This is a genomic window from Mailhella massiliensis (assembly GCF_900155525.1).
Classification (GTDB): domain Bacteria; phylum Desulfobacterota; class Desulfovibrionia; order Desulfovibrionales; family Desulfovibrionaceae; genus Mailhella; species Mailhella massiliensis.
In genome coordinates this window covers 1061471-1082517 of the sequence record NZ_LT706952.1, presented here as the reverse complement: position 1 = coordinate 1082517, position 21047 = coordinate 1061471, and the positions used below count along the sequence as shown (strand labels likewise).

General features: G+C 59.5%; 15 protein-coding genes and 1 pseudogene. 12 read left to right on the top strand and 4 right to left on the bottom strand.

What is annotated here, in order from left to right; all coding sequences use genetic code 11:
- Positions 1–92: 92 nt before the first annotated feature.
- Positions 93–2018, bottom strand: a complete 1926-nt coding sequence (locus CZ345_RS15190) for a sigma-54-dependent Fis family transcriptional regulator (protein WP_239446709.1) — start codon at positions 2016–2018, stop codon at positions 93–95.
- A 599-nt stretch (positions 2019–2617) separates the two neighbouring features.
- Between CZ345_RS15190 and CZ345_RS15185 the strand changes: the two genes are divergently transcribed.
- From CZ345_RS15185 to CZ345_RS15150, 9 genes are all read left to right on the top strand, one after another.
- Positions 2618–4513: a TRAP transporter permease gene (locus CZ345_RS15185; RefSeq protein WP_077073899.1), complete on the top strand. Its 1896-nt coding sequence runs from the start codon at positions 2618–2620 to the stop codon at positions 4511–4513.
- An 11-nt stretch (positions 4514–4524) separates the two neighbouring features.
- A complete protein-coding gene (locus tag CZ345_RS15180; protein WP_077073898.1) occupies positions 4525–5502 on the top strand; it encodes a TAXI family TRAP transporter solute-binding subunit in 978 nt (325 codons plus the stop codon).
- 89 nt (positions 5503–5591) lie between these two features.
- The gene (locus CZ345_RS15175; RefSeq protein ID WP_337957260.1) at positions 5592–7595 is read left to right on the top strand and encodes an oxidoreductase; all 2004 of its coding nucleotides are present in this window, start codon (positions 5592–5594) and stop codon (positions 7593–7595) included.
- A gap of 72 nt (positions 7596–7667) precedes the next feature.
- Complete coding sequence (locus CZ345_RS15170; protein ID WP_077073897.1) at positions 7668–8516, top strand: amidohydrolase family protein; 849 nt, start codon at positions 7668–7670, stop codon at positions 8514–8516.
- An 89-nt stretch (positions 8517–8605) separates the two neighbouring features.
- Positions 8606–9517: an NADH:flavin oxidoreductase gene (locus CZ345_RS17515; RefSeq protein ID WP_239446707.1), complete on the top strand. Its 912-nt coding sequence runs from the start codon at positions 8606–8608 to the stop codon at positions 9515–9517.
- Positions 9490–10554, top strand: a complete 1065-nt coding sequence (locus tag CZ345_RS17510) for an FAD-dependent oxidoreductase (protein ID WP_239446706.1) — start codon at positions 9490–9492, stop codon at positions 10552–10554. Before CZ345_RS17515 ends, CZ345_RS17510 begins: the two co-directional genes overlap by 28 nt.
- A gap of 73 nt (positions 10555–10627) precedes the next feature.
- Positions 10628–11812 carry a pyridoxal phosphate-dependent aminotransferase gene (locus CZ345_RS15160; protein WP_077073896.1) on the top strand — a complete coding sequence of 395 codons (1185 nt, stop codon included), beginning with the start codon at positions 10628–10630 and terminating at the stop codon, positions 11810–11812.
- Complete coding sequence (locus CZ345_RS15155) at positions 11809–12567, top strand: HpcH/HpaI aldolase family protein (RefSeq protein WP_077073895.1); 759 nt, start codon at positions 11809–11811, stop codon at positions 12565–12567. The genes CZ345_RS15160 and CZ345_RS15155 overlap by 4 nt, the downstream gene beginning before the upstream one ends.
- Before the next feature lie 163 nt (positions 12568–12730).
- Positions 12731–13657 (top strand): DMT family transporter, encoded by a 927-nt coding sequence (locus CZ345_RS15150; protein ID WP_077073894.1) that lies wholly within the window; start codon positions 12731–12733, stop codon positions 13655–13657.
- Positions 13658–13752: 95 nt separating this feature from the next.
- Here the strand turns inward: CZ345_RS15150 and CZ345_RS15145 are convergent, their stop codons facing one another.
- The 3 genes and pseudogenes from CZ345_RS15145 to CZ345_RS16375 all read right to left on the bottom strand — a co-directional run bounded on the left by CZ345_RS15145 (position 13753) and on the right by CZ345_RS16375 (position 16665).
- A complete protein-coding gene (locus tag CZ345_RS15145; protein ID WP_077073893.1) occupies positions 13753–15519 on the bottom strand; it encodes a formate--tetrahydrofolate ligase in 1767 nt (588 codons plus the stop codon).
- Positions 15520–15682: 163 nt separating this feature from the next.
- Positions 15683–15898, bottom strand: a pseudogene (locus tag CZ345_RS15140) (transposase); the annotation flags it as partial.
- Positions 15899–15910: 12 nt separating this feature from the next.
- Positions 15911–16665 (bottom strand): IS5 family transposase gene (locus CZ345_RS16375; protein ID WP_239446597.1). Its coding sequence is split into 2 segments (ribosomal slippage): positions 15911–16332 and positions 16332–16665, totalling 756 coding nucleotides; the frame shifts between segments, so codons are not numbered across the junction.
- Between the two features lie 142 nt (positions 16666–16807).
- Here CZ345_RS16375 and CZ345_RS15125 point away from each other — a divergent pair.
- The 3 genes from CZ345_RS15125 to dctP all read left to right on the top strand — a co-directional run bounded on the left by CZ345_RS15125 (position 16808) and on the right by dctP (position 20903).
- Entirely contained in the window at positions 16808–17674 is an 867-nt protein-coding gene (locus CZ345_RS15125; protein ID WP_077073891.1) for an amidohydrolase family protein, read from the top strand.
- 235 nt (positions 17675–17909) lie between these two features.
- Entirely contained in the window at positions 17910–19808 is a 1899-nt protein-coding gene (locus tag CZ345_RS15115) for a TRAP transporter large permease (RefSeq protein ID WP_162274990.1), read from the top strand.
- Positions 19809–19853: 45 nt separating this feature from the next.
- A complete protein-coding gene (dctP, locus tag CZ345_RS15110) occupies positions 19854–20903 on the top strand; it encodes a TRAP transporter substrate-binding protein DctP (protein WP_077073890.1) in 1050 nt (349 codons plus the stop codon).
- Positions 20904–21047: the final 144 nt, after the last annotated feature.

Below are 21047 nucleotides of genomic sequence, written 5' to 3'. Positions count from 1 at the left end.
AGCTCCGGCTTTTTTCACCGGAGAGGGCATTTTTTGTCCGGCAGAAAAGGGACGGCCCGTCTCCGGCAGAGTTTCGCGCAGGCTTTGCCCCGTCAGTCCCGGACGATGTTGAACTTTTTTATTTTCAGGTACAGCGTGCTTCTCGCCACGCCCAGCACGGCCGCCGTGCGGCGGATGTTCCACTGGTTTTCCTGCAGGGTGGCCCGTATGGTTTCCCTTTCGCTGTCGCGCAGCTTGCCGCGTACCGGAAAGCCGTCCATGGCGAGGGCGGCGATGTGCGAGGGCAGATCCGCCAGCGTGATGCGCCCGTGTTCCGCCACGGCCACCGCCCGTTCGGTGCAGTTTTCCAGTTCCCGCACGTTGCCGGGCCAGCTGTACAGGTTCAGGGCGGCGAGAACATCGTCGTCGAAGCCGGTGAGGCGCTTGTTGAGTCCCGCGGAGAATTTTTCCAGAAAGGCTTCCGCCAGAAGGCGAATGTCGCCCTCGCGTTCCGTAAGGTTGGGAATGTGGATGACGAAGGCGTTGAGCCGGTAATACAGGTCCTTGCGGAAAATATTCTGCGCCACGGCATCCTGAAGGTTCCGGTTGGTGGCGGCGATGACCCGCACGTTCACATAGGTGGACTTCTTGCCGCCCACACGGGTGACTTCGCCGTTCTGCAGCAGGCGCAGCAGGCTGACCTGCGCCTCCAGCGGCATTTCCCCGATTTCATCCAGAAAGATGGTACCGCCGTCCGCCAGTTCGAACTTGCCCGGCTTTCCCTGTTTCACGGCGCCGGTAAAGGCGCCTTCGTTGTAGCCGAACAGTTCCGACTGCACGAGGTTGCGCGGAATGGCCCCGCAGTTGACCACGATGAAGGGCCCGCGCCTGCGGGCGCTCGCGTTGTGTATGGACTGGGCGAACAGTTCCTTGCCCGTGCCGGAATCTCCCAGAATGAGCGTGGTGATGTCGCTCTGCGCGGCGTTTTTCCCCATGCGTATGGCCTGCTGTATGGCCCTGGATTCCCCCAGAATACGGTCGAAGGTATACACGGCCTTCGCGCCTATGGCGCGGGAGGCCAGTTCCCGTATCTGTCGGTTCTCCTGAAGGGTGAGCACGCTTCCCCTGCCGGGAATGGGCGAAAAGGAAAGCAGACAGGAAATGCTTCGTATGCCGTTGAGAAAGGTGACTTCCCTGTGATGGAAGGGCGTGTTCTGGGCAAGTTCCGAGAACAGATTGTCCTGCGTATGGAAAATGCGGCGGAAGTTCTGTCCCTCCGGGGCGCTGGTGAGCTTGAGCAGGGAACAGGCCTTCCTGTTGATGGATTTGATGACGCCGTCGGCGTTCAGCACCACCACGCCTTCATCCAGCGCGTCCATGATGGCCACCTGCTCGCTGAGAAGATCGCTCAGGAATATCTGTTCCGTAATGGCGTGGGCCACGGCCTCCACCAGTCCGCTCGTCTGATAGTAGTGGTGGCTCTCACAGGGAATGGAGATGTTGAACACCCCGATGACGTTGGCCCTGTCGTCGTACACCGGCGCGGCGGAACAGTACCAGGCGTGTTCCTCCAGACTGTAGTGTTCCGCTCCCACAAGCTCCACGGAGGAGCCTTCGGCAAGGCAGGTGCCGATGCCGTTGGTACCGCAGACCTGTTCGGAAAGAATGTCGCCCACCACATGGGAAGGAGCGATGTCGTGGCGGTTCTGATAGCAGGAATACAGGACCACGCCGTTCTTGTCCGCCAGCGTGATGGTGCCGTTCAGCATGTCGATGGACTTGAACAGCCGGCTCATGATGGTGGAGGCGCTGTTGATGAATTCACTATTGTTTTCAAGAAGTTCCTGGAGCTGCTGGGGCGGGACGAACTCCCTTTTCTTATGATAGGGGTCCACATGGTACTGCCTTGAACGCACCCAGGAATCGTACACGCCCCTGCTGATGACGGAAAAGTCGACGTCCTTTCCCTGCTGAAAGGCTTCCCACTGCTTTTTTATGCTGTTTTTGTCAACCATGGAGGGAGGAAAGGTTTTGTTCACGGCAGGCACCCGGGAATGATCGCCGGAAAAATCCCGGCGGATGAGGGAGGGGAAAACGCTGGGGGAAGGCGGGGAATTTCCCTGATATTCTGGCAGAATACCGGAAGAGATGTATGATATCAATACATATTTGCCGGGATTTTTCCTGAAATGTTTTGTTTTGGGGCGAAATGGGAGCAGGTTTGCACATCTTTTCGAGAAGAAATTTTTTCCGATGTCCGGCAATTTGCGGAAACGGCGGAGAAAATGGAGTTGAACTTATCGGTATTTTTGTAAAAAATGGGAAAATTTTTTAGTGTATGAAAATCAAACATGTTGTATCGGACATGTTTGATTAGCGTGCATATCAGGAGCCGCAGGAGAAGCGGAAAAGGAGGCAGGATACCGGAATATCAGCCTGTTAGAGACAATGTGCTTAAAAGTACATTTTGGCATGATTTTTGCAAAAACGTAAACGGGTTTTCAGTACGTCGTTTTCGATGAGGTCATGAGAAAAAGGCGTGCGGCCCGGTTGAGCTGCTCCCCCTGCCCCGCAGTGTGGTGAGTAAAATCGTACCGCCCGGGGTCCATGCGGAAAGGCCGGGCTTGATGAGGAACGTATGATCTCACGAGAAACATTGAAACCCGTCGCCACGGTTCTGGCCATAGGGCTGGCCATTTTTCAGATTTATTTTACCGCCGGTTTCGGAGTGATGGATTCCCAGATGCTTCGTGTCATTCACCTTGGCACGGTGCTGACGCTGGTATTCATGTACTTCCCTCCGAAGAAGGTGGCGGAGGGGCAGAAGGAGAACCCCCTGTGGCTGCTGCTGGACCTTGTGCTCATCTGCGGGGCGTTCTGGTCGGCGTATTTTCTGGTTTCCGACATCGACTACTACCTTGAGCGCATCCGCTACATCGATCCCGTGACCGATGTGGAGGCCGTGGCCTCCACGGTGGCCGTGGTTCTGGTGCTGGAAGCCACCCGCCGCGTGGCGGGCGTGCCCCTTGTGGTGGTGTCCGGCTGCTTTCTGGCCTACGGCATGTGGGGCCAGTACCTGCCCGGCATACTGCGGCACGACGGCGTTTCCTACAAGATGCTCTGCGAGCAGCTCTACCTGGTGACGGAAGGCCTGTACGGCATTCCGCTTGCCGTGTCCTCCACCATGATCTTCGCCTTCGTCATGTTCGGCTGCTTTCTTCAGAACGCCGGACTGGGGCAGGTATTCCTCGATCTCGCCTGTGTGGCCACCCGCCGTTCCAAGGGCGGCCCGGCCAAGGTGTCCATCTTCGCTTCCGCGCTTTTCGGTTCCATTTCCGGTTCCGCCGTGGCCAACGTGTACAGCACCGGCACCTTCACCATTCCGCTCATGAAGCGTGTGGGCTACAGCCCCTCCTTTGCAGGCGCGGTGGAAGCTGTAGCCTCCACGGGCGGCCAGCTCATGCCTCCGGTCATGGGCGCAACGGCCTTCGTCATGGCCGACGTGACGGGCGCCGGTTACAACGCCGTGGCTGTGGCTGCGCTGCTGCCTTCCCTTCTGTACTATTTCTCTTTGTACATGATGATTCATTTCGAGGCCATCAGATATAATCTCGGTGTCATGCCAGAAGATGAAGTACCCGATGTGAAGAGCGTGTACAAGCGCTTGTATCACATTCTGCCCATCTTTGTTCTCATTTTCCTGCTTATTTCTGGGCGCAGTGTTATTTCCTCGGCCTATCTCGCCACCCTGTCGGTGCTGATCCTCGCATGCTTCAGCAAGTCCACCCAGTTTACGTTGCGCAAGCTCCTCGAAACGCTTGAAGCCTCTTCCAAGAGTGCGCTTATGATTTCCACATGCAGCGCCTGTGCCGGTATCATCGTCGCCATGGTCTCCATCACGGGCATCGGCTACAAATTCATCAGCCTTATCACTGACCTCGGCAGCATTAACATCCTGTTTCTGCTTGTACTGCTTATGGTTACCTGCTTTGTGCTCGGCATGGGGGTTCCTGCCACCCCGGCCTACATCATCGTGGCCACTCTCGGCGCTCCCGCCCTCATGAAGCTCGGCATCCCTACCCTGGCCGCCCACCTCTTCGTGCTCTACTACGCCATTCTTTCCGAGATCACACCTCCTGTGTGTCTATCGGCCTATGCAGGAGCTTCCATAGCAAAAGCAAACGCTATGGTCACAGGTCTCCGAGCCTTTCGGCTCGGGATTGTGGCGTACATCATTCCGTTCATGTTCGTGTTTGAACCGGCTCTGCTTCTTAACGGTTCCATTCCTGAAGTCGTCCAAGCTGTCATCACGGCCGTCATAGGTGTCATTTCTCTGGCAGGCGGCATGCAGGGCTATCTCTTGACGCTCTGTAAGCCTCTGGAACGTTTTCTTCTTATATCAGGCGGTATCTTGCTTTTGTATCCTGGGATTAAGACCGACCTGTGTGGTCTGATTTTCATCCTCGTAGTTTATGTTTTGCAGTATTTCCGTCGCAAGGCCGATAATGCTGCAGCGTATCCCCCCTTATCTTAAGGAGTATGTGTATGAACTGGATTCTTAAAAAAGTTCTGCTGACAGTAACGCTGATTGTTGCAGCATCGTTGTCTGCCCAGGCTTCGGAATCGCTCCGCATCGTTTCCGCCGCCAACCCCAGCGGTACCTGGTACATCGGGATGGGAGCCATAGGCAAGGTGTACACCACCATGAATCCCGGAACGGACGTGACCATGCTGCCCGGCGGCGGCGCGACCAATCCTCCGCGCGTGGCCTCCCGCGCCGCCGACCTCGGCGTTGCGGAAAACAGCATCCTGACGGCATTCAGGAACGGTACCGATCCCTATCGCGCCCCGGGTAAGGGACTTGCCACCATCATCAATCTTCAGGACCGCATCAACTACCAGATCGTGACGCCTGTTGATTCTCCCGTAAAGAGTCTCAGAGATCTTAAGACAATGAAGAACCTGACCATCGGCGTGGGGTCTACCGGCGGTTCTACCGATAAGATTTTCCGTCAGATTCTGAAGGAATATGGCATCACCTATGACGACATCCGATCCAACGGCGGTATGATTGTGACCAACAGCTTCGACGACATCGCCAACATGGTCAAGGACGGGCAGGTGGACGTGTTTGCGTGGATCGGACCCGGTGAAGCCTGGTTCATTGTGGATATTTCCGGTAGCACACCTCTTAAGTTCCTGTCAGTCGAACCTGAAATAGCCAATAGGGTTGCGGCCAATATGGGTATTCATGTCGGTACACTTCCGGCCAACTTTTATAAAGGGGCGGTCGGTGAGAACATAACCACTTTTTGGGACACCAATGTTATCTTCGTCCGTGACAATATGAGTGAAGACACGGCTTACAATCTGACCAAGGCCATCGTAGAAGGCAAGGAAGACATTGCCCGCGCCAACCCCTCCTGGGTGTCCATCGATCCCGCCATCGCTTGGAAGGACAACGTCTTCCCCCTGCATCCCGGTGCTGAAAAGTACTATCGCGAAAAGGGCTTTTTGAAGTAGACCGGAAGGTTGCGCGTGTTTTTACCCGGGGGCTCAGGCCCCCGGCCTTCCCTCCTGACGGGAAATTCCCGACAGGAGGAAGGGCCGGAATGTACGGGTATTCCGGTCTTCTTTTTTCCTTTTTTCCTATTATTGAGGGTAGTTCCATGAATGTCTCGCCTTTGTTTCAGCCCGTTGACATAGGGCCGCTTACACTGAAGAACCGTTTCGTCATGGCCCCTATGTCCGTTCATATGACGGAAGACGGCGGCGTGACGGACAAGGAGGTCGCCTTCATCGAAAGGCGTGCGGCCGGCGGCGTGGCGATGATCATCGTCGGTTCCGTATGCGTTCGCCCCGACGGGAATTTCGGCGGTCAGCTCTTCATTGAAAACGACGACCGCATCGCGGGTCTTCGCCGTCTCACCGAGGCCATGCACAGGCACGGCTGCCTTGCGGCCGCGCAGATTCATCACTCCGGGCGCGAAACCAACAGGCGCACGTCCGGCTATCAGCCCGTAGCCCCCTCGCCGTTCGAGCCCGAGGCCGTGGCCGGGTTCCAGGCCGAATACGACGTGCCTCACGTCATGAGCACCGAAGAAGTGCGGGAAATGGTGGAATGCTACGCCCAGGGCGTACGCCGCGCGAAGGAAGCCGGTTTCGACATGTGCGAACTGCACTGCGCCCACGGGTATCTCATCAGCTCCTTCATGTCGCCCCTGACCAACAGGCGCACGGACGAATACGGCGGCTCCTTCCTCGGGCGTATGCGCTTCGTGACGGAAATCATCCGCCGCAGCCGCGAACTCGTGGGAGACAAGTACCCCATTACCTGCCGCATCGTGGGCGACGAGCTGCGCGAAGGCGGCATAGACATGGCCCTTGCCGTGGAAATCGCCCGCTATCTGGAAAAACTCGGCGTGGCGGCTCTGAGCGTTTCGGCGGGCATGTTCCCCTTCGTGCGCACGGTTTCCAACATGTATCACCGGCACGGCGTCAATCTTTACCTTGCGGAAAACATCCGCGACGCGGTACATATTCCCGTTTTCGCCGCAGGCCAGCTGGACCGTCCGGAAATCCAGCTTTCCGTGCTGGAAAAGGGCAAGGCCGATGTGGTGTGCATAGGCCGGACCCTCATCGCCGACCCCGATTATCCCAACAAGCTGCGCGAGAACCGGGTGGACGACATCATCTGGTGCATCGCCTGCAACAAGGGCTGCCACGACCGTTCCTCCGGCGACCGCAGCGTGAAGTGCGCGCTCAACGTCATGACCGGGCGCGAGCAGGACGAACATTTTGCCCTGAAGGCGGCGGAAACGCCGCGCCGCGTCATGGTCATCGGCGGCGGCCCTGCGGGTATGCAGGCGGCGGCCGACGCCGCACGCCGCGGTCATACGGTTTCCCTGTGGGATGAGCGCGACAGGCTCGGCGGGCGTCTTCGTCTGGCGGCCGTTCCCCCGCACAAGGACCGCTACGGGGAAGCCTGCGACTATCTGGAAAGGGAAGTACGCAAGCTTCCCGTGGAAGTACGTCTCGCCCATACGGTAACCGTGGAGGACGTGAAGGCCTGGAAGCCCGACGCCGTGGTGCTCGCCACGGGCAGCGTCCCCTTCGTGCCTCCTGTGGAGGGGGTGAATCAGGATTTCGTGGTGCCTGTGGATGAAGTGCTGGAAGGAAAGGCCTGCGTGGGGCGCAGAGTCGCCGTCATCGGCGGCGGTTCCGTGGGCGCGGAAACCGCGCATCTTCTTCTGGAACAGCAGCAGCGCGAAGTCTACATTCTGGAAATGCGCGACGGCATCGGACTCGATCTGCCGCAGGATTCCCGTATCTGCCTGCTGCATATTTTCGGCGATTCCCTGGATATGCACTGCCTTGCCGGCAGCCGGGTGACCTCCGTCGGCGATCACTGCGTCCGCTTCGTCCGCAACGGCGCGGAAGAGGTGCTGGAAAACATCGACACCGTGGTCATGGCCGTGGGCGCACGCCCGAACCGGAGCCTTGCCGCCGCGCTGGAAGAGCTCGGCGTGCCGGTGCTCATCGTGGGCGACGCCGACGCTCCCAGCGACTATGTGAAGGCCATACGCCAGGGGGCGGAAGCCGGTCGTACGCTCTGATCCGGCACCGTGCGGAATTTTTCTTGCAACGCAAACGCGGCCTCTGCGGCCGCCCATGATTCAGGAGTCTTTATGAAAATCATCGACGCGCGCCTTCGTCCTCCGCTTAAGGACTATCTTCGCTGCAACCTTTACCGCGACCCGAAGAAAACCCAGGCCTGGAGCGACAACTTCCTCATGAAGCTTTCGCCCGCCGCCGAACAGCGCGATGCCGGGCTGCTGTATAAGGAAATGGACGAAGCGGGCGTGACGCTGGGCGTGATGACCGGCCGCCAGAGCCCCGACATGGGTCACGTTTCCAACGACGACCTCATGGCCATCGTGAAGGAACAGCCCGGCCGCTTCGTCGGCGTGGCCGGTGTGGACGGCAGCAATCCCGCCGCCGCCCTGGCGGAAATAGAGCGCACCGTGGTCAACGGCAATCTCCGCGGCGCGGGCATGGAACCCGGATGCGGCGACATCCCCATGTATGTGGACGATGCGCGCCTCTATCCCATCTATCAGTACTGCATGGAACACGGCATTCCCATGTTCCTCATGGGCGGGGGCGGCAACGGCCCGGACCTCTCCTTCAGCAACCCCGAGCATATCGACAGAGTGTGCCGCGATTTTCCGCACCTCACCATCGTGAACATGCACGGTTCCTATCCCTGGATTCCTCAGGTGCTGTTCAGCTGCATGTGCCATCCCAACATGTACCTTGCCCCCGACATGTACATGTACAACATGCCCGGCGTGCAGGATTACGTCGTGGCCGCCAACGGTTTTCTGAAGAACAGATTCCTGTTCGGCAGCGGCTATCCCTACATTCCGCTCAAGCAGGCGGTGGATCTCTTCCTGGAGATGCCGTTCCGTGAAGACGTGCTGCCCAACGTCCTGTACCGGAACATGGCCGGGGTCCTCGGGCTCGACATGGACTGATCCGACGGGGCCGTCCGAAGGGCGGCCCCCTTTTCCCTTCACCGCGCGCATTCGCCTGAGAGGCGCGCCTTTTCCAGACCGAGGTATCCATGCTGTTTTCGCCTGTCACCATCAACAAGACGGAATTCAAAAACCGCATCATCTTTCCGTCCATGCTGACGCGTTTTGCCGCCAGCGGTGGAGAAATGAGCGATCAGCTCATGAACTACCATGTCGCCCGCGCCCGCGGCGGCGTGGGGCTGAACATGCTTGAAGCGACCTGCGTTCATCCTTCGGGCATCTGCTTCGAAGCCGGGCTCAGCCTGTACGACGACCGTTACATCCGGGGACTTGCGAGGTTCGCATCCGCCATACATGCGGCCGGAGGCAAGGCGGGCGTACAGCTCAACCACGGCGGCCTGCACACCGTTCCCGCCGTTTCGGGCGGGCCGGTGCCGCTTGTTTCCTTTGTTCCCGGCATGACGCCGGCATCCGATTCCCGCGTGCTCGACGAGGAAGAGATTCATGAGCTTGTGGTCGCCTGGGGCGAAGCCGCAAGAAGAGCCGTGGAGGCCGGGTTCGACATCGTGGAAATACACGGCGCGCACGGCTATCTCATCGGGCAGTTCCTTTCTCCGCTGACCAACCGGCGTGAAGACGCCTACGGCGGGGATTTCGAACGCCGTATGCGCTTCCCTCTGGAAGTCATCCGTTCCGTCCGCAAGGCCGTGGGACCGGATTTCCCCGTCTCCTTCCGCTGCAGCGTGGAGGAATTTCTTCCCGGCGGCGTCACTCTGGATCTCGGCTGCCGCATAGCGAAGGAAATATGCGCGGCGGGCGTGGATCTTTTCAACGTGAGCAGCGGTACCTGCACCAATACCTGGTACATCGAGTCTCCTGCCGCGCTCCCCGCGGGATTCAACGGGGACCGTGCCCGCGCCGTGCGCAGCGTGGTGGGGCCGGACATGCGTCGCGCAGCGTGGTGGGGCCGGACATGCGTCTGGCCGTGGCCGCCCGCATAGGACGGCGCGATGTGGCGGAGGCTCTGCTCGCCCCCGGCGGCGTGGACATGGTGTGCATGGGCCGCGCCCTCATTGCCGACCCCGGACTTCCCCGCAAGCTGATGGAAGGCAGGGATGAAACCGTGCGCCCCTGCATCTACTGCTGCGAAGGCTGCTGCAAGCAGCCCCTCATGAGCTGCGCGCTCAATCCCGAAGTGGGCAGGGAAGGCTTTCCGAAGCCCGTCGCCGCGTCGAAAAAGAAGGTCGCCGTGGTGGGAAGCGGGCCTGCCGGCATGGAATTTGCCCGCACGGCATCTTCCCTCGGCCATGCCGTCACCCTTTACGAACAGCACGGCACGCTTTCCGGCAAGCTGACTCCGGCCTCTCTGCCTCCGGGCAAGTCCCTGATCGCCGATGCCGCGAAGTGGTTTGAAGGGAGCCTTGCCGCCTGCGGCGTGACCGTGAAGACCGGCGTGCGCGCCACGGCGGACATGCTGAAGGCCGAAGGGTACGATGTGGTGTTCGTGGCCACGGGCGGCAGCCCCATTTTCCCCGGCTTCCTGAAGGATGCCCCCCGGGAGGGAAAGGGCCGTCTGATACATGCCGAGGCCGTGCTTGAGGGCGCCGATGCCGGGCATCGCGTGCTGGTTCTCGGCGGCGGTCTCGTAGGCTGCGAATGCGCCGCGTTTCTGGCGGAAAAGGGCTGCGAGGTGAGCATTGTCGAACTTCGGGACGCCCTTGCCCCCGATATGGAAAAGCACGGCCGCTTCTTCCTGCTGGAAGAACTGAAGAAATGCGGCGTGAAGGCCCTGACGGACCATGCCCTTGCCGGAGTGTCCGCCGACGGCGTCGTCAGCGTGAAGGACGGCTACGGCAATGTGTTCGAACTGCCCGCCTTCGATTCCGTGGTGCTCGCCGTGGGCTACAACCCCGACAAGGAGCTGTGCGCGCAGCTTGCCCGGGAGGGGATGACCTTCCTTGCCGCGGGCGACTGCACGAAGACGGGCAAGATCTTCGATGCCGTGCACGACGCGTACGACGCCGCGCTGAGCCTCTGATCCCGACGGATGAATTCTGCAACGGCGGGACGGAGCGAGGGTTCCGTCCCGCCCGAATCATAAGGAAGTGCATATGTCTCTTATTCCCCAGGCACATAGAATGGAGCACGCTCCTCTTTCCAAGATCCGCGAGATCATCGCCTATGCGGGCAGCCTCGAAGCCGCGGGCAAACGCATCATTCATCTGGAAATAGGAGAGCCTGACGTCGACACTCCGCCCCACATCGTGGAAGCCTGCAAGAAGGCTCTGGACGAGGGCAAGGTGCATTACGGCCCGGTGACGGGCATTGCCGATCTGCGCGCGGCCGTGGCCCGCCGCTACAACCGGCTGTACGGCTCTGCCTACGAGGCCGACGAAGTCATGATCACGGTGGGTGTGGAGCAGGGCGTTTTCCTTGCCATGAACGCCTACCTCAACCCGGGCGACGAGATACTCGTGCCTGATCCCGGGTATCTCTGCTACTTCACGCTTCCCAACATCACGGGCGCGAAGGCCGTTTCCTACGAACTCAGGGAATCGGGCGATTTTCAGATCGAGGCCGAGGCCATGGAGGCCCTGGTTACGCCGAACACCAAGGCCATACTGCTCAATTCTCCCTCCAATCCCTGCGGTTCCGTGCTGAATGAGAAATCCCTCAGGGTCGTGGCCGACATCGCCCGCCGTCACAACCTGCTGGTGATTTCCGACGAGGTGTACGCCGACATGGTGTACGGCGGCAAGAAATACTGCAGCGCCGCCTCCCTGCCCGAGCTGAAGGAACGCCTCATCGTGCTGCACGGCTTCTCCAAGTATTTCGCCATGACCGGCTGGCGCATAGGCTACATGCTCTGCGACCGTTCCCTCATGGATCCCATGATGCGTCTGAACTTCTACAACCTTTCCTGCCCCTGCACGTTCATCCAGTATGCGGCGCTCACCGCGCTTCTGGAAGACGACGCGCCTTCCCGCGCCATGGTGGAAGAGTACGAGAAACGCAGAAACTACATGGTGGATGCGCTCAACACCCTGCCCGGCTGTTCCTGCCTGCGGCCCGACGGCGCGTTCTATATCTTCGTGAACATCACGGGAACGGGCATGAGCGGCGATGAATTCTGCCGCGTCATGATCGACGAGGCCGGCGTTTCCATGACTCCCGGTCATGTGTTCGGCCCCATGGGCAGGGATTTCGTGCGCGTGTCCTACGCCAATTCCATGGACAACCTCAAGCTCGCCGTCTCGCTCATGCGCGAGGTGCTGGAAAAGAGGGTGAAGGCATGAGCGCTTTCGATGAAAAACTGAACGCCGGGCAGGGAGTGGTCGGCACCTTCTGCCATCTGGGCGGGGCCATCGTGGCCGAGTGTCTCGGCCTTTCCGGGCTTGATTACGTCATCATCGATACGGAGCACGGTCCCTTTTCCGAGGAAAGCGCCGGAGAGATGATCCGCGCTCTGCAGCTGCACGGCGCGGAACCCTTCGTGCGCGTGCGCGACAGCTCCCGCGCGGCGGTGCTCCATGCCCTGGATCTGGGTGCGCGGGGCATCATCATTCCCGATGTGCGCTCGGTGGAGGAAGTGCGCGATCTCGTGCGCTACGCCAAGTACTTCCCCATGGGCGAACGCGGCTTCGCCTTTTCCCGCAGCGCGAAGTACGGTTTTTCGCCGGAGCTCAAGAACCTCGGCGGCTATTTTGAGACCGTGAACCGCCGCGCCCTGCTTATGCCTCAGTGCGAAACGGCGGGAGCGCTGGAACATATCGAAGAAATCGCGGCTCTGGAGGGCGTGGACGGCATTTTCGTGGGGCCGTACGATCTTTCCGTGGCGCTCGGCGCTCCGGCAAAGTTCTCCACCACCGAGTTCCGCGCAGCTCTTGAGAGAATACTTGCGGCCTGCCGCGAACACGGCAAGCTGGCCTTCATTTACGCCAACACCATGGCCGAAGCCAGGGACTGCTTCGCCCGCGGGTATCAGGGCGCGGCCGTAGGCACGGATACCGCGTTCCTGGTCAAGGCGGTGCGGGACATGCTGCAGTCCTGATCTGCGGCCCGGCGAAAGAACCAGGCGCGGTCGGTCCGCCCCACGCCATACTGCTCCGGCGTCGGGCGGGCCGTACCTACGGGCCCCGGACATTCCGCCGTATCGCGGAATCCGGGGCTTTTTTCCCTTCTGAAAGCCCGCACCTTCGTTCAAGGAGGACGCCATGCAGGGAAAACAGGTTTCCCGCCTCAAGGCCTGCCTTTGCCTCGCCTTGCTGTATCTTTCCTGGGGAGGAAGCTTTCTGGGCATGAAGTTCGCCCTTACCGGCTTTCCTCCCGTCGCGCAGAACGGCATACGCCTGTGCGGCGCAGGCCTTCTCATGCTCGCGCTGCTTCCCCTCACGAAGCACGGCCGCCCCACGGGTTTCATGGAAATTGTCCATTACTTCGTGCTGGCGTTTTTCGTCATGTTCATGAACAACGTATGTCAGGCCGTAGGGCAGCAGAGCGTGCCTTCCGGCATGACGGCGCTGCTCTACGGCGCCGTTCCTCTGTTCATGGTGCTGGGCGACTGGCTCGTGCTCAGGGGGCCGCGGCCGGGCAGAGGGCAGACCTTCGCCATAGGCGGGGCCATGCTGGGCATGGCTGTGCTTACCTTCTCGGGCGGGGCGGGCGTTGCCTGTCCGCTTTCCGGGATGCTCGTCATCCTGCTCGGCGTCGTGTGCTTTGTGGCGGGTTCCCTGTACGCAAAGCGTTTTCTGGCCGACGCGGGCATGTCGCTCTACGGAGGCATGGCGCTGACCATGCTGTTCGGGGGACTGCTTTCCCTGCCCGCCGCATGGCTCATGGGGGAGAGCTTCGATGTTTCCGGTTTCACGGCCGCTTCTCTGGGCGGCATGATGTTTCTCACGTTTTTCACCAGCGTGCTCGGTTACCTCTGCTATTACTGGCTGCTGGCGCATACGCGCGTCATGGTTGCGGTGTCTTTTGCCTATATCGATCCGGTCATCGCGGTGATTCTGGGCGCGCTGTTCGGGTCGGAGGCTCTTTCCCCGGGAGTGCTTGCCTCGTGCGTGCTCATCGTCGGTTCGGTGATGGGCGGGCTTTACGCAGGTTCTTCCGGGAAGCGGCGTTCCGTACGGGAGAGATGACGGCTCGCCGCGAAAAAAAGGGCGGGTGCGGCATACGCCGCGCCCGCCCTTCGCGTTGCGCCCGGCCCGAGCCGGGCGCATGAGCGATGAAAGCATCAGAAAATGCCGTGCACCTGACCGGTTTCGGTATCCACATCCACACGGCGGAATGCCGGGTTGGAACCGGTGCCGGGCATGAGCGATATCTTGCCGGAAACGGGAACCACCAGACCCGCGCCGCCGTAGAGCAGCACGTCGCGGATGTTCAGCTTCCAGCCGGAAGGTTCGCCCTTGAGATCGGGGTTGTCGGAAAGGGAGTACTGCGTCTTCACCATGCACACGCCGAGTTCCGCCGCATCGGGGCGGGCCTGCATTTCGGCAAGGCGGCTTTCCGCTTCGGCGCTGTAGTTCACGCCGTCGGCGCCGTACACTTCGCGGGCGATCTTTTCGATGCGTTCCTTGAAGGGCGCGTTCCAGTCGTAGAGCGGACGGAAGTCGGTCCTGTCGTTGCAGGCGTCCATGACGGCGTCGGCAAGTTCCAGCGCGCCCGCGCCGCCGTGTTCCCAGTGGGTGGAAACGGCCACTCTGGCGCCTTCCGCTTCGCAGATTTCACGGATGCGGGCGATTTCGGCCGGAGTATCGGTGACGAAGGCGTTGATGCACACCACGGGCGAGGTGCCGGACTTCTTGATGGTGCGGATATGGTGCAGCAGGTTGCAGCAGCCCTTTTCCACATAGCCCACGTTTTCCTGACGGTATTCTTCGGGCAGGGCGCGGCCGGGACGGGGCAGGGGAGCTCCGCCGTGGCTCTTCAGGGCGCGCACCGTGGCCACGAGCACCGCGGCGTCGGGGGCGAGTCCGCTGTAGTGGCACTTGAGGTTCCAGAATTTTTCATAGCCGATATCCGCGCCGAAGCCGGATTCGGTGACATGGTATTCGGAAAGCTTGAGACCGAGGCGGTCGGCGATGACGGAGCTCTGGCCGAGGGCGATGTTGGCAAACGGCCCGGCGTGCACGAACACGGGCTGGCCTTCGATGGTCTGGATGAGGTTGGGCTTGATGGCGTCCACCATCCAGGCGGCCATGGCGCCGGCGACCTGCAGGTCTTCCGTGGTCACGGGCTTGCCCGCGCGGTCGTAGGCCACGATGATGCGGCCGAGTCTTTCGCGCATGTCTTTAAGGTCGCGCGCCACGGAAAGAATGGCCATGACTTCGGAGGAGACGGAAATATCGAAGTGCGAGGTCATCATGAAGCCGTCGGACTTGCCGCCCATGCCGATGACCACGTTGCGCAGGGCCTGGCAGCAGAAGTCGATGACCCAGTTCATGCGGACGTTGGTGGGATCGATGTTCAGGCGTTCCTGACCGGAGAGGCGCAACAGCTTTTCGTCGTCGTAGTTGCGTTCGTGCTGCATACGGGAGGTGAGCGCCACCATGGCCAGGTTGTGGGCGTTGGTCACGGCGTTGATGTCGCCGGTGAAGCCCAGGGAATACTGCGTGAGGGGAATGCACTGGGAAAGGCCGCCGCCGGCCGCGGAACCCTTGGTGCCCATGGTGGGGCCGCCGGAAGGCTGACGAATGGCCGCGGAAACGCGTTTGCCGCGCTGCGCGAGGCCCTGCACGAGGCCGATGGTGGTGGTGGACTTGCCTTCGCCGAGCGGAGTGGGGGTGATGGCCGTCACGTCCACATATTTGCCGTTGGGGCGGCCTTCCAGACGGGAAAGCACGGACATGTAGTCCACCTTGCCCATGACGTGACCGTAGGGGAGCAGTTCCTTCTCTTCAAGGCCGAGCTCCCGGCCGATACGGTAAATGTCCTTCATACGGGTTTCCGCATCCTGTGCGATCTCCCAGTCCGCGTGCTGTTTGGGATCCAGTGCCATGTCCGTCTCCTTATGTTTGGGGTTCGCCTGTGGTTATACGGCCTGCGCTCTTTTATCTCAAGGGCTTTTTCCCCGCAGGGAGAGAAGGGTATCAAGAAAAAATTGACACCAGTATCAGACAGCGCCGTATTCTTTCTTGTTATTTTTTTAGGTTCAGGACTCATTAAATATAAAAGATGACAATGGCAGCGAGACAAATGGCCGAAAAGAACGTGTGTGCACAACGGTCATAACGCATGGCTATTCTGCGCCAATCCTTGAGTCGGCCAAACATGATTTCTATCTTGTGCCGCTGCTTATAAACCTCCTTGTCATAGACCACCGGAGTTTTTCGGCTGTGTCTGCCGGGAATGCACGGCGTGATTCCTTTACGGGNTAGGTTCAGGACTCATTAAATATAAAAGATGACAATGGCAGCGAGACAAATGGCCGAAAAGAACGTGTGTGCACAACGGTCATAACGCATGGCTATTCTGCGCCAATCCTTGAGTCGGCCAAACATGATTTCTATCTTGTGCCGCTGCTTATAAACCTCCTTGTCATAGACCACCGGAGTTTTTCGGCTGTGTCTGCCAGGAATGCACGGCGTGATTCCTTTACGGGACAAGGCATGACGAAACCAGTCGGCATCATAGCCTCTATCCGCCAGAAGCTCCCCGGCCTGCGGCAGAGTATCAAGCAGGACAGCAGCGCCTTTGTAATCGCTCACCTGACCGCCGGACAGATGGAAGGCCAACGGTTGACCGAAGGCATTGCAGACAGCGTGGAGTTTTGAATTCAGGCCGCCTTTTGTGCGTCCGATACATCGGGAAAGGCCCCTTTTTTCAGCAAACTTGCTGCTGTCCTGTGTGCCTTGAGATGTGTGGCATCAATCATCAAGCGTGTTGTGGAGCCGTTTTGCTCAACAAGCTCCGCAAAAATCCTGTTAAAGACACCCAATCGGCTCCAGCGGATAAAACGATTGTAGAGAGTTTTGTATGGTCCATACTCGCGCGGAGCATCTTTCCATTGCAGGCCGTGCTTGATGACATAGATAATGCCGCTGATGACACGTCTGTCATCGACTCTCGGAATGCCATGGGAACGTGGAAAGTAGCGTTTGATACGAGCAATCTGTTCATGAGAAAGATAAAAAAGTTCCTTCATGGCATCCTCCCTATGCCGACAATAAGAACTTCTTATCCTTTTGGCAAGTAATGAGTCCTGAGCCTAGCTAATGTCATATCAAATCTGGGTAGTGTTCGCAGTACATGTCACTTTCGTCTTCTATGGATTGCAGGACCGCGTTATGATTATTGATTTCCGTATCCGTCCGCCTTTCGGGGAATTTCTGTCCATGGGCCCCTTCGATGTCAGATCTTCGGGATTCGACCCGGAATATCCGGGCCAGATGTACGGTTATATTCCGCCCCGTTCGGTTCAGACCAGAGACATTTCCGTATTCATGGATGAAATGGACGCGGCGGGCATCGATTATGCGGTGGTGTCCGGCAGGGCTTCCACAAGTTCCAGCACCTTCAGCAAGGGCTACGTCAGCCCTGAAGTGGTGTATGAGCTGGTCAACCGTTACAGGGGACGGCTCTTCGGCGTGGCCGCTCTGGACGCCCTCGATCCGGCGGCGCCGAAGATCGCGGAACGCAGCGTCAGGGAACTGGGGATGCGCGGTATTTCCATCGAACCGGGCTGGTGTTCCGAACCCTGCTACTGCGACGACCCCCGGCTGGACCCCGTCTATGAAACGGCGGAGTCTCTGGGCGTGTTCGTCATGATCACCATGAGCTATCTGCTCGGCCCCGATCTCAGCTATTCCGACCCGTTGCGCCTTGAGCATGTGGTTTCCAGATACAGAAACACGCCGTTTCTCATTCCTCATGCCTGCTGGCCGCATTTCATTTCCATGGCGGCGGTATCCTTCAAGTATCCCAACCTGTACTGGGTGCCGGACTTCTTCTTCTATCTGCCGTTCATGCCGTCCGTCGACGTCATGCCCGCCTTCAACACCGCGTTGAAGAAGCAGGTTCTTTTTGCCAGCTCCTACCCCGTGCGCGGGCTTGAGGAAGCCGTACGGCGGTGGAAGGAAAAAGCCTGGGAGCCCGAAGCTCTGGAACTTTCCCTGAGCGGCAACGCCGCCCGTCTTCTGAATCTGAAGCCCTGACCTTCCGCGGAATGCGGAATGCGTCCCGTGCCGTATCCGCCCCTTGCGGAGCGGGTACCGGCATGGGGCAGAGGGCCACGGGGCGAGAGTCCTGCGGAAAGCCTCTCCGACGGACGAGGCGCGGTTCCGTTTCCTGCCCGGATTTTTCCGGCAGGCAGCGCCGGACAGCGCCGCAGGACATGCGTCTCCCCTTCTCTGATATATGTGCCGAACTTGTTACCGACAGGAGCCGCCTATGACAGCAGCAGAAACCAAGGCCGAAGGTCTTTTTGAACCTATGATGACGCTTATCCACAAGGTCGCCCTGGTCATCGGCGCGGTGTCTCTGGTGCTTCTTGCCGTGCCCGTCACCGTGGACGTGCTTCTTCGCTATGTGGGATCATATTTTCCCGGCGCCTATGAGATACAGGAACTCATGATGGGTTCTCTCGCCGTTTCCGGCATGATCGTCATTTCCTGCCGCGACCGGCATATTTCCATCGACTTTTTCTACCAGCATTTTTCACCGAAGGTGAAGGCCTTCCTCGACGGACTCTTTGAATTCATGGGACTGGTCTTCTTCTCCACCCTGGGCTGGGAGATTCTGGTGCTCGCTTTCGAGAAGACGGGCGGCGGGGAAGTCACGTCCATCCTGCATATTCCGCTGTTCATCCCCATGATGTTCTTCGGTTTCTGCATGGCCGTCTTCGCCCTCACCCTGCTCATCAAGACGCTGCGCTGCTTTACGGGCTTCGTCAGGGACGGCGTGGCCTGGTTCATTCCCGCCGTTTTCGCCGTCACCGTGTTCGTTGCGCTTCTTCCGTGGGTGCTGGAATACTTCGGCATCTTTCCTTCCCGCGCGCAGCTCGGCGTGTTCGGCATTCTCTTCTTCATGCTGGTGCTGTTCATAGGCTTTCCTCTGGGATACGCCATGGGTATTTCCGGCTTCATAGGACTCCTGTGCCTGAGGCCCGACGTCATCACCCATTTCAACACCCTGAGCATGACCTCCTACAACTCGGCCTTTTCCGCCACTCTCGCCGTGGTTCCGCTGTTCTGCCTCATGGGCGAACTTTCGCTGGTGTCCGGCATCAGCGCCGACATGTTCAAGGCCGCCCGCATCTGGATGGGGCGTACTCCCGCTTCCCTCGGCATCGCGAGCATCATCGGCTGCGCGGGGTTCGCCGCCATCTGCGGCGACTCTCTGGCCTGCGGCGTGACCATGGCCTCCGTGGCGCTGCCGGAAATGCGCCGTCACGGCTACAATCCCGCCTTCTCCTGCGCCACGCTGGCCTGCGGCGGCACGCTGGGCGTGCTCATTCCCCCGAGTCTGAGCTTCATCATCTACGCCATCGTGACGGAAACCTCCACCGGCAGACTCTTCATGGCGGGCGTCATTCCGGGCATCATTCTCTCTTCCCTGTTCATTCTCGTGCTGCTTGTCACCGCATACCGGCATCCTGAACTTCTGCCGCGCGGCGAACGTCACAGCATGAGGGAAAAGGTGTCCTCCCTGTCCGGCATTCTGCCCATCCTCTGCCTCATCGTCATCATCATGGGCGGCATTCTCGCCGGTTTCTTCAGCGCTACGGAAGCGGGCGCCATCGGTTCCGTGGCCGTGTGGATCTTCTCCCTCGCCGCCCGGCGCATCAGCTGGCAGCAGACCAGGGAATGCCTCATAAGCACGGTGTATATTGCGGGCAAGCTGCTGTTCATCCTCATGTGCGTGGCGCTTCTTGGCGTATTCATCGCCTACACCCGTCTCACCGTCACCCTGGCTCAGTACGCGGCCGGGCTGGAGGTCGACAGACACATCATTCTGCTCGTGATCATCGTCTTCTACATCATCATGGGCTGCATGATGAACGTGCTGCCCCTTCTTCTGCTCACTCTGCCCACCATCTTCCCCACCATACAGGCTCTTCAGTTCGACCCCGTGTGGTTCGGCGTCATCATCGTGCTGCTTACGGAAATGGCCGTCATCACGCCGCCTGTGGGCATCAACGTGTTCGGCATAAGTTCCATGGCCAAGGATATCCCCATGGGCGCCATATTCAGGGATGTATGGCTCTTCTTCCTCTGCATAGCCTTCCTCATCCTTCTGCTCACCATCTTCCCCGAGATAGCTCTCTGGCTGCCCAACAAGTTCTTCTGATTCTTCCTTCCCGGCGAAGGCAACCCATAAACAAGGACGGATACCATGAAAAGACCTCTGCTTCTTTCCCTGCTCGCGCTTTCTCTGCTGTGTCCCGCCGCATCTTCCGCTGCGGAGCGCACCTATGAACTCGCGTTCACCAGCGAGGGCTACCGTGAAAACCATGTGGTGTATCAGCAGGTCTGGGAACCCTGGATGCAGGAAGTGGAAAAGCGCAGCAACGGCCGCCTGAAGATCGTGTTCTACAGCCCCGGTTCCATCTGCACGTCCAAGGAAGTGCCGGATGCCGTGGTCAAGGGCCGCGTGGATATAGGCCACAGTCTCTTCGGCGCCAATCCCGGCCTGTACGGCTACTCCGACACCGGTGAAGCCAATGTGCCCGGCAACAGCAGCATGGCCGCCTCCATGGGCTTCTACAACTACGTTACGAAGAACGACTGGGTGAAGGCCGAGCTGGACAACAAGGAAATGAAGCTGCTCACCATCTGGAGCACAGGCCCCATGATGCTCACTTCCAGGACGCCCATCACCAAGGTCGACGATCTGAAGGGCAGAAAGATCAACTATCACATCTCCGGTGCGGACGAACTCATCACCACCTTCGGCGCGGTTCCCATCTTCGTCGCTCCGCCGGACATCTACATGAGCATTCAGCGCGGTCAGACCGATACGTCCCTCATGGCGCTCACCATTCTCAAGCCCTTCAAGCTCTATGAGGTGCTTACGGAAATTCTGAACTACCCCATCGCTCCCGGTTATCATTACATGGTCATGAACCGTTCCGTGTGGGAATCTCTGCCCGCCGATCTTCAGAAGATTCTGGAAGAGACCACCGGCGAGGCCATGTCCCGGGCCATCGCTACCGCCGTGGACGCGAGCATCAAGGATTCCGTGGACTATGTGCTTTCCAACGGAAAGTGCCGCATGAACGAAATGCCCGCCGAGGAACAGGCCAAGATGGCGAAGTTCCTGGAGCCGTTCCAGCAGAACTGGATCGCTTCCATGGAAAAGCGCGGTTTCACCCGCGCCAAGGAAGCCCTTGCCCTGTTTGAAAAGTGCATGGAGGAAGCCAACGCGCAGTACGGCGGCAAGTAAGGTGTTCTTTGCGCACGCGCCGGCCCCCGGCTTTGCGCGTGCGCTTCGGACCTGAGTTTATGGAAGCTCTTTTGCAGAGAAAAGGCCCCGTCGAAAGGCGGGGCCTTCTTCGTGTGCGGAAAGACTGGGAAAAGCGCCTGCACG

What these genes read in the sequence shown, in the direction of transcription:
- CZ345_RS15180 (WP_077073898.1), top strand. Translation starts at nt 4,525, where the DNA reads ATGAACTGGATTCTTAAAAAAGTTCTGCTGACAGTAACGCTGATTGTT.
- CZ345_RS15175 (WP_337957260.1), top strand. Translation starts at nt 5,592, where the DNA reads ATGTACGGGTATTCCGGTCTTCTTTTTTCCTTTTTTCCTATTATTGAG.
- CZ345_RS17510 (WP_239446706.1), top strand. Translation starts at nt 9,490, where the DNA reads ATGCGTCTGGCCGTGGCCGCCCGCATAGGACGGCGCGATGTGGCGGAG.
- CZ345_RS15155 (WP_077073895.1), top strand. Translation starts at nt 11,809, where the DNA reads ATGAGCGCTTTCGATGAAAAACTGAACGCCGGGCAGGGAGTGGTCGGC.
- CZ345_RS15170 (WP_077073897.1), top strand. Translation starts at nt 7,668, where the DNA reads ATGAAAATCATCGACGCGCGCCTTCGTCCTCCGCTTAAGGACTATCTT.
- CZ345_RS15145 (WP_077073893.1), bottom strand. Translation starts at nt 15,519, where the DNA reads ATGGCACTGGATCCCAAACAGCACGCGGACTGGGAGATCGCACAGGAT.
- CZ345_RS15150 (WP_077073894.1), top strand. Translation starts at nt 12,731, where the DNA reads ATGCAGGGAAAACAGGTTTCCCGCCTCAAGGCCTGCCTTTGCCTCGCC.
- CZ345_RS15160 (WP_077073896.1), top strand. Translation starts at nt 10,628, where the DNA reads ATGTCTCTTATTCCCCAGGCACATAGAATGGAGCACGCTCCTCTTTCC.
- dctP (WP_077073890.1), top strand. Translation starts at nt 19,854, where the DNA reads ATGAAAAGACCTCTGCTTCTTTCCCTGCTCGCGCTTTCTCTGCTGTGT.
- CZ345_RS15125 (WP_077073891.1), top strand. Translation starts at nt 16,808, where the DNA reads ATGATTATTGATTTCCGTATCCGTCCGCCTTTCGGGGAATTTCTGTCC.
- CZ345_RS15185 (WP_077073899.1), top strand. Translation starts at nt 2,618, where the DNA reads ATGATCTCACGAGAAACATTGAAACCCGTCGCCACGGTTCTGGCCATA.
- CZ345_RS17515 (WP_239446707.1), top strand. Translation starts at nt 8,606, where the DNA reads ATGCTGTTTTCGCCTGTCACCATCAACAAGACGGAATTCAAAAACCGC.
- CZ345_RS15115 (WP_162274990.1), top strand. Translation starts at nt 17,910, where the DNA reads ATGACAGCAGCAGAAACCAAGGCCGAAGGTCTTTTTGAACCTATGATG.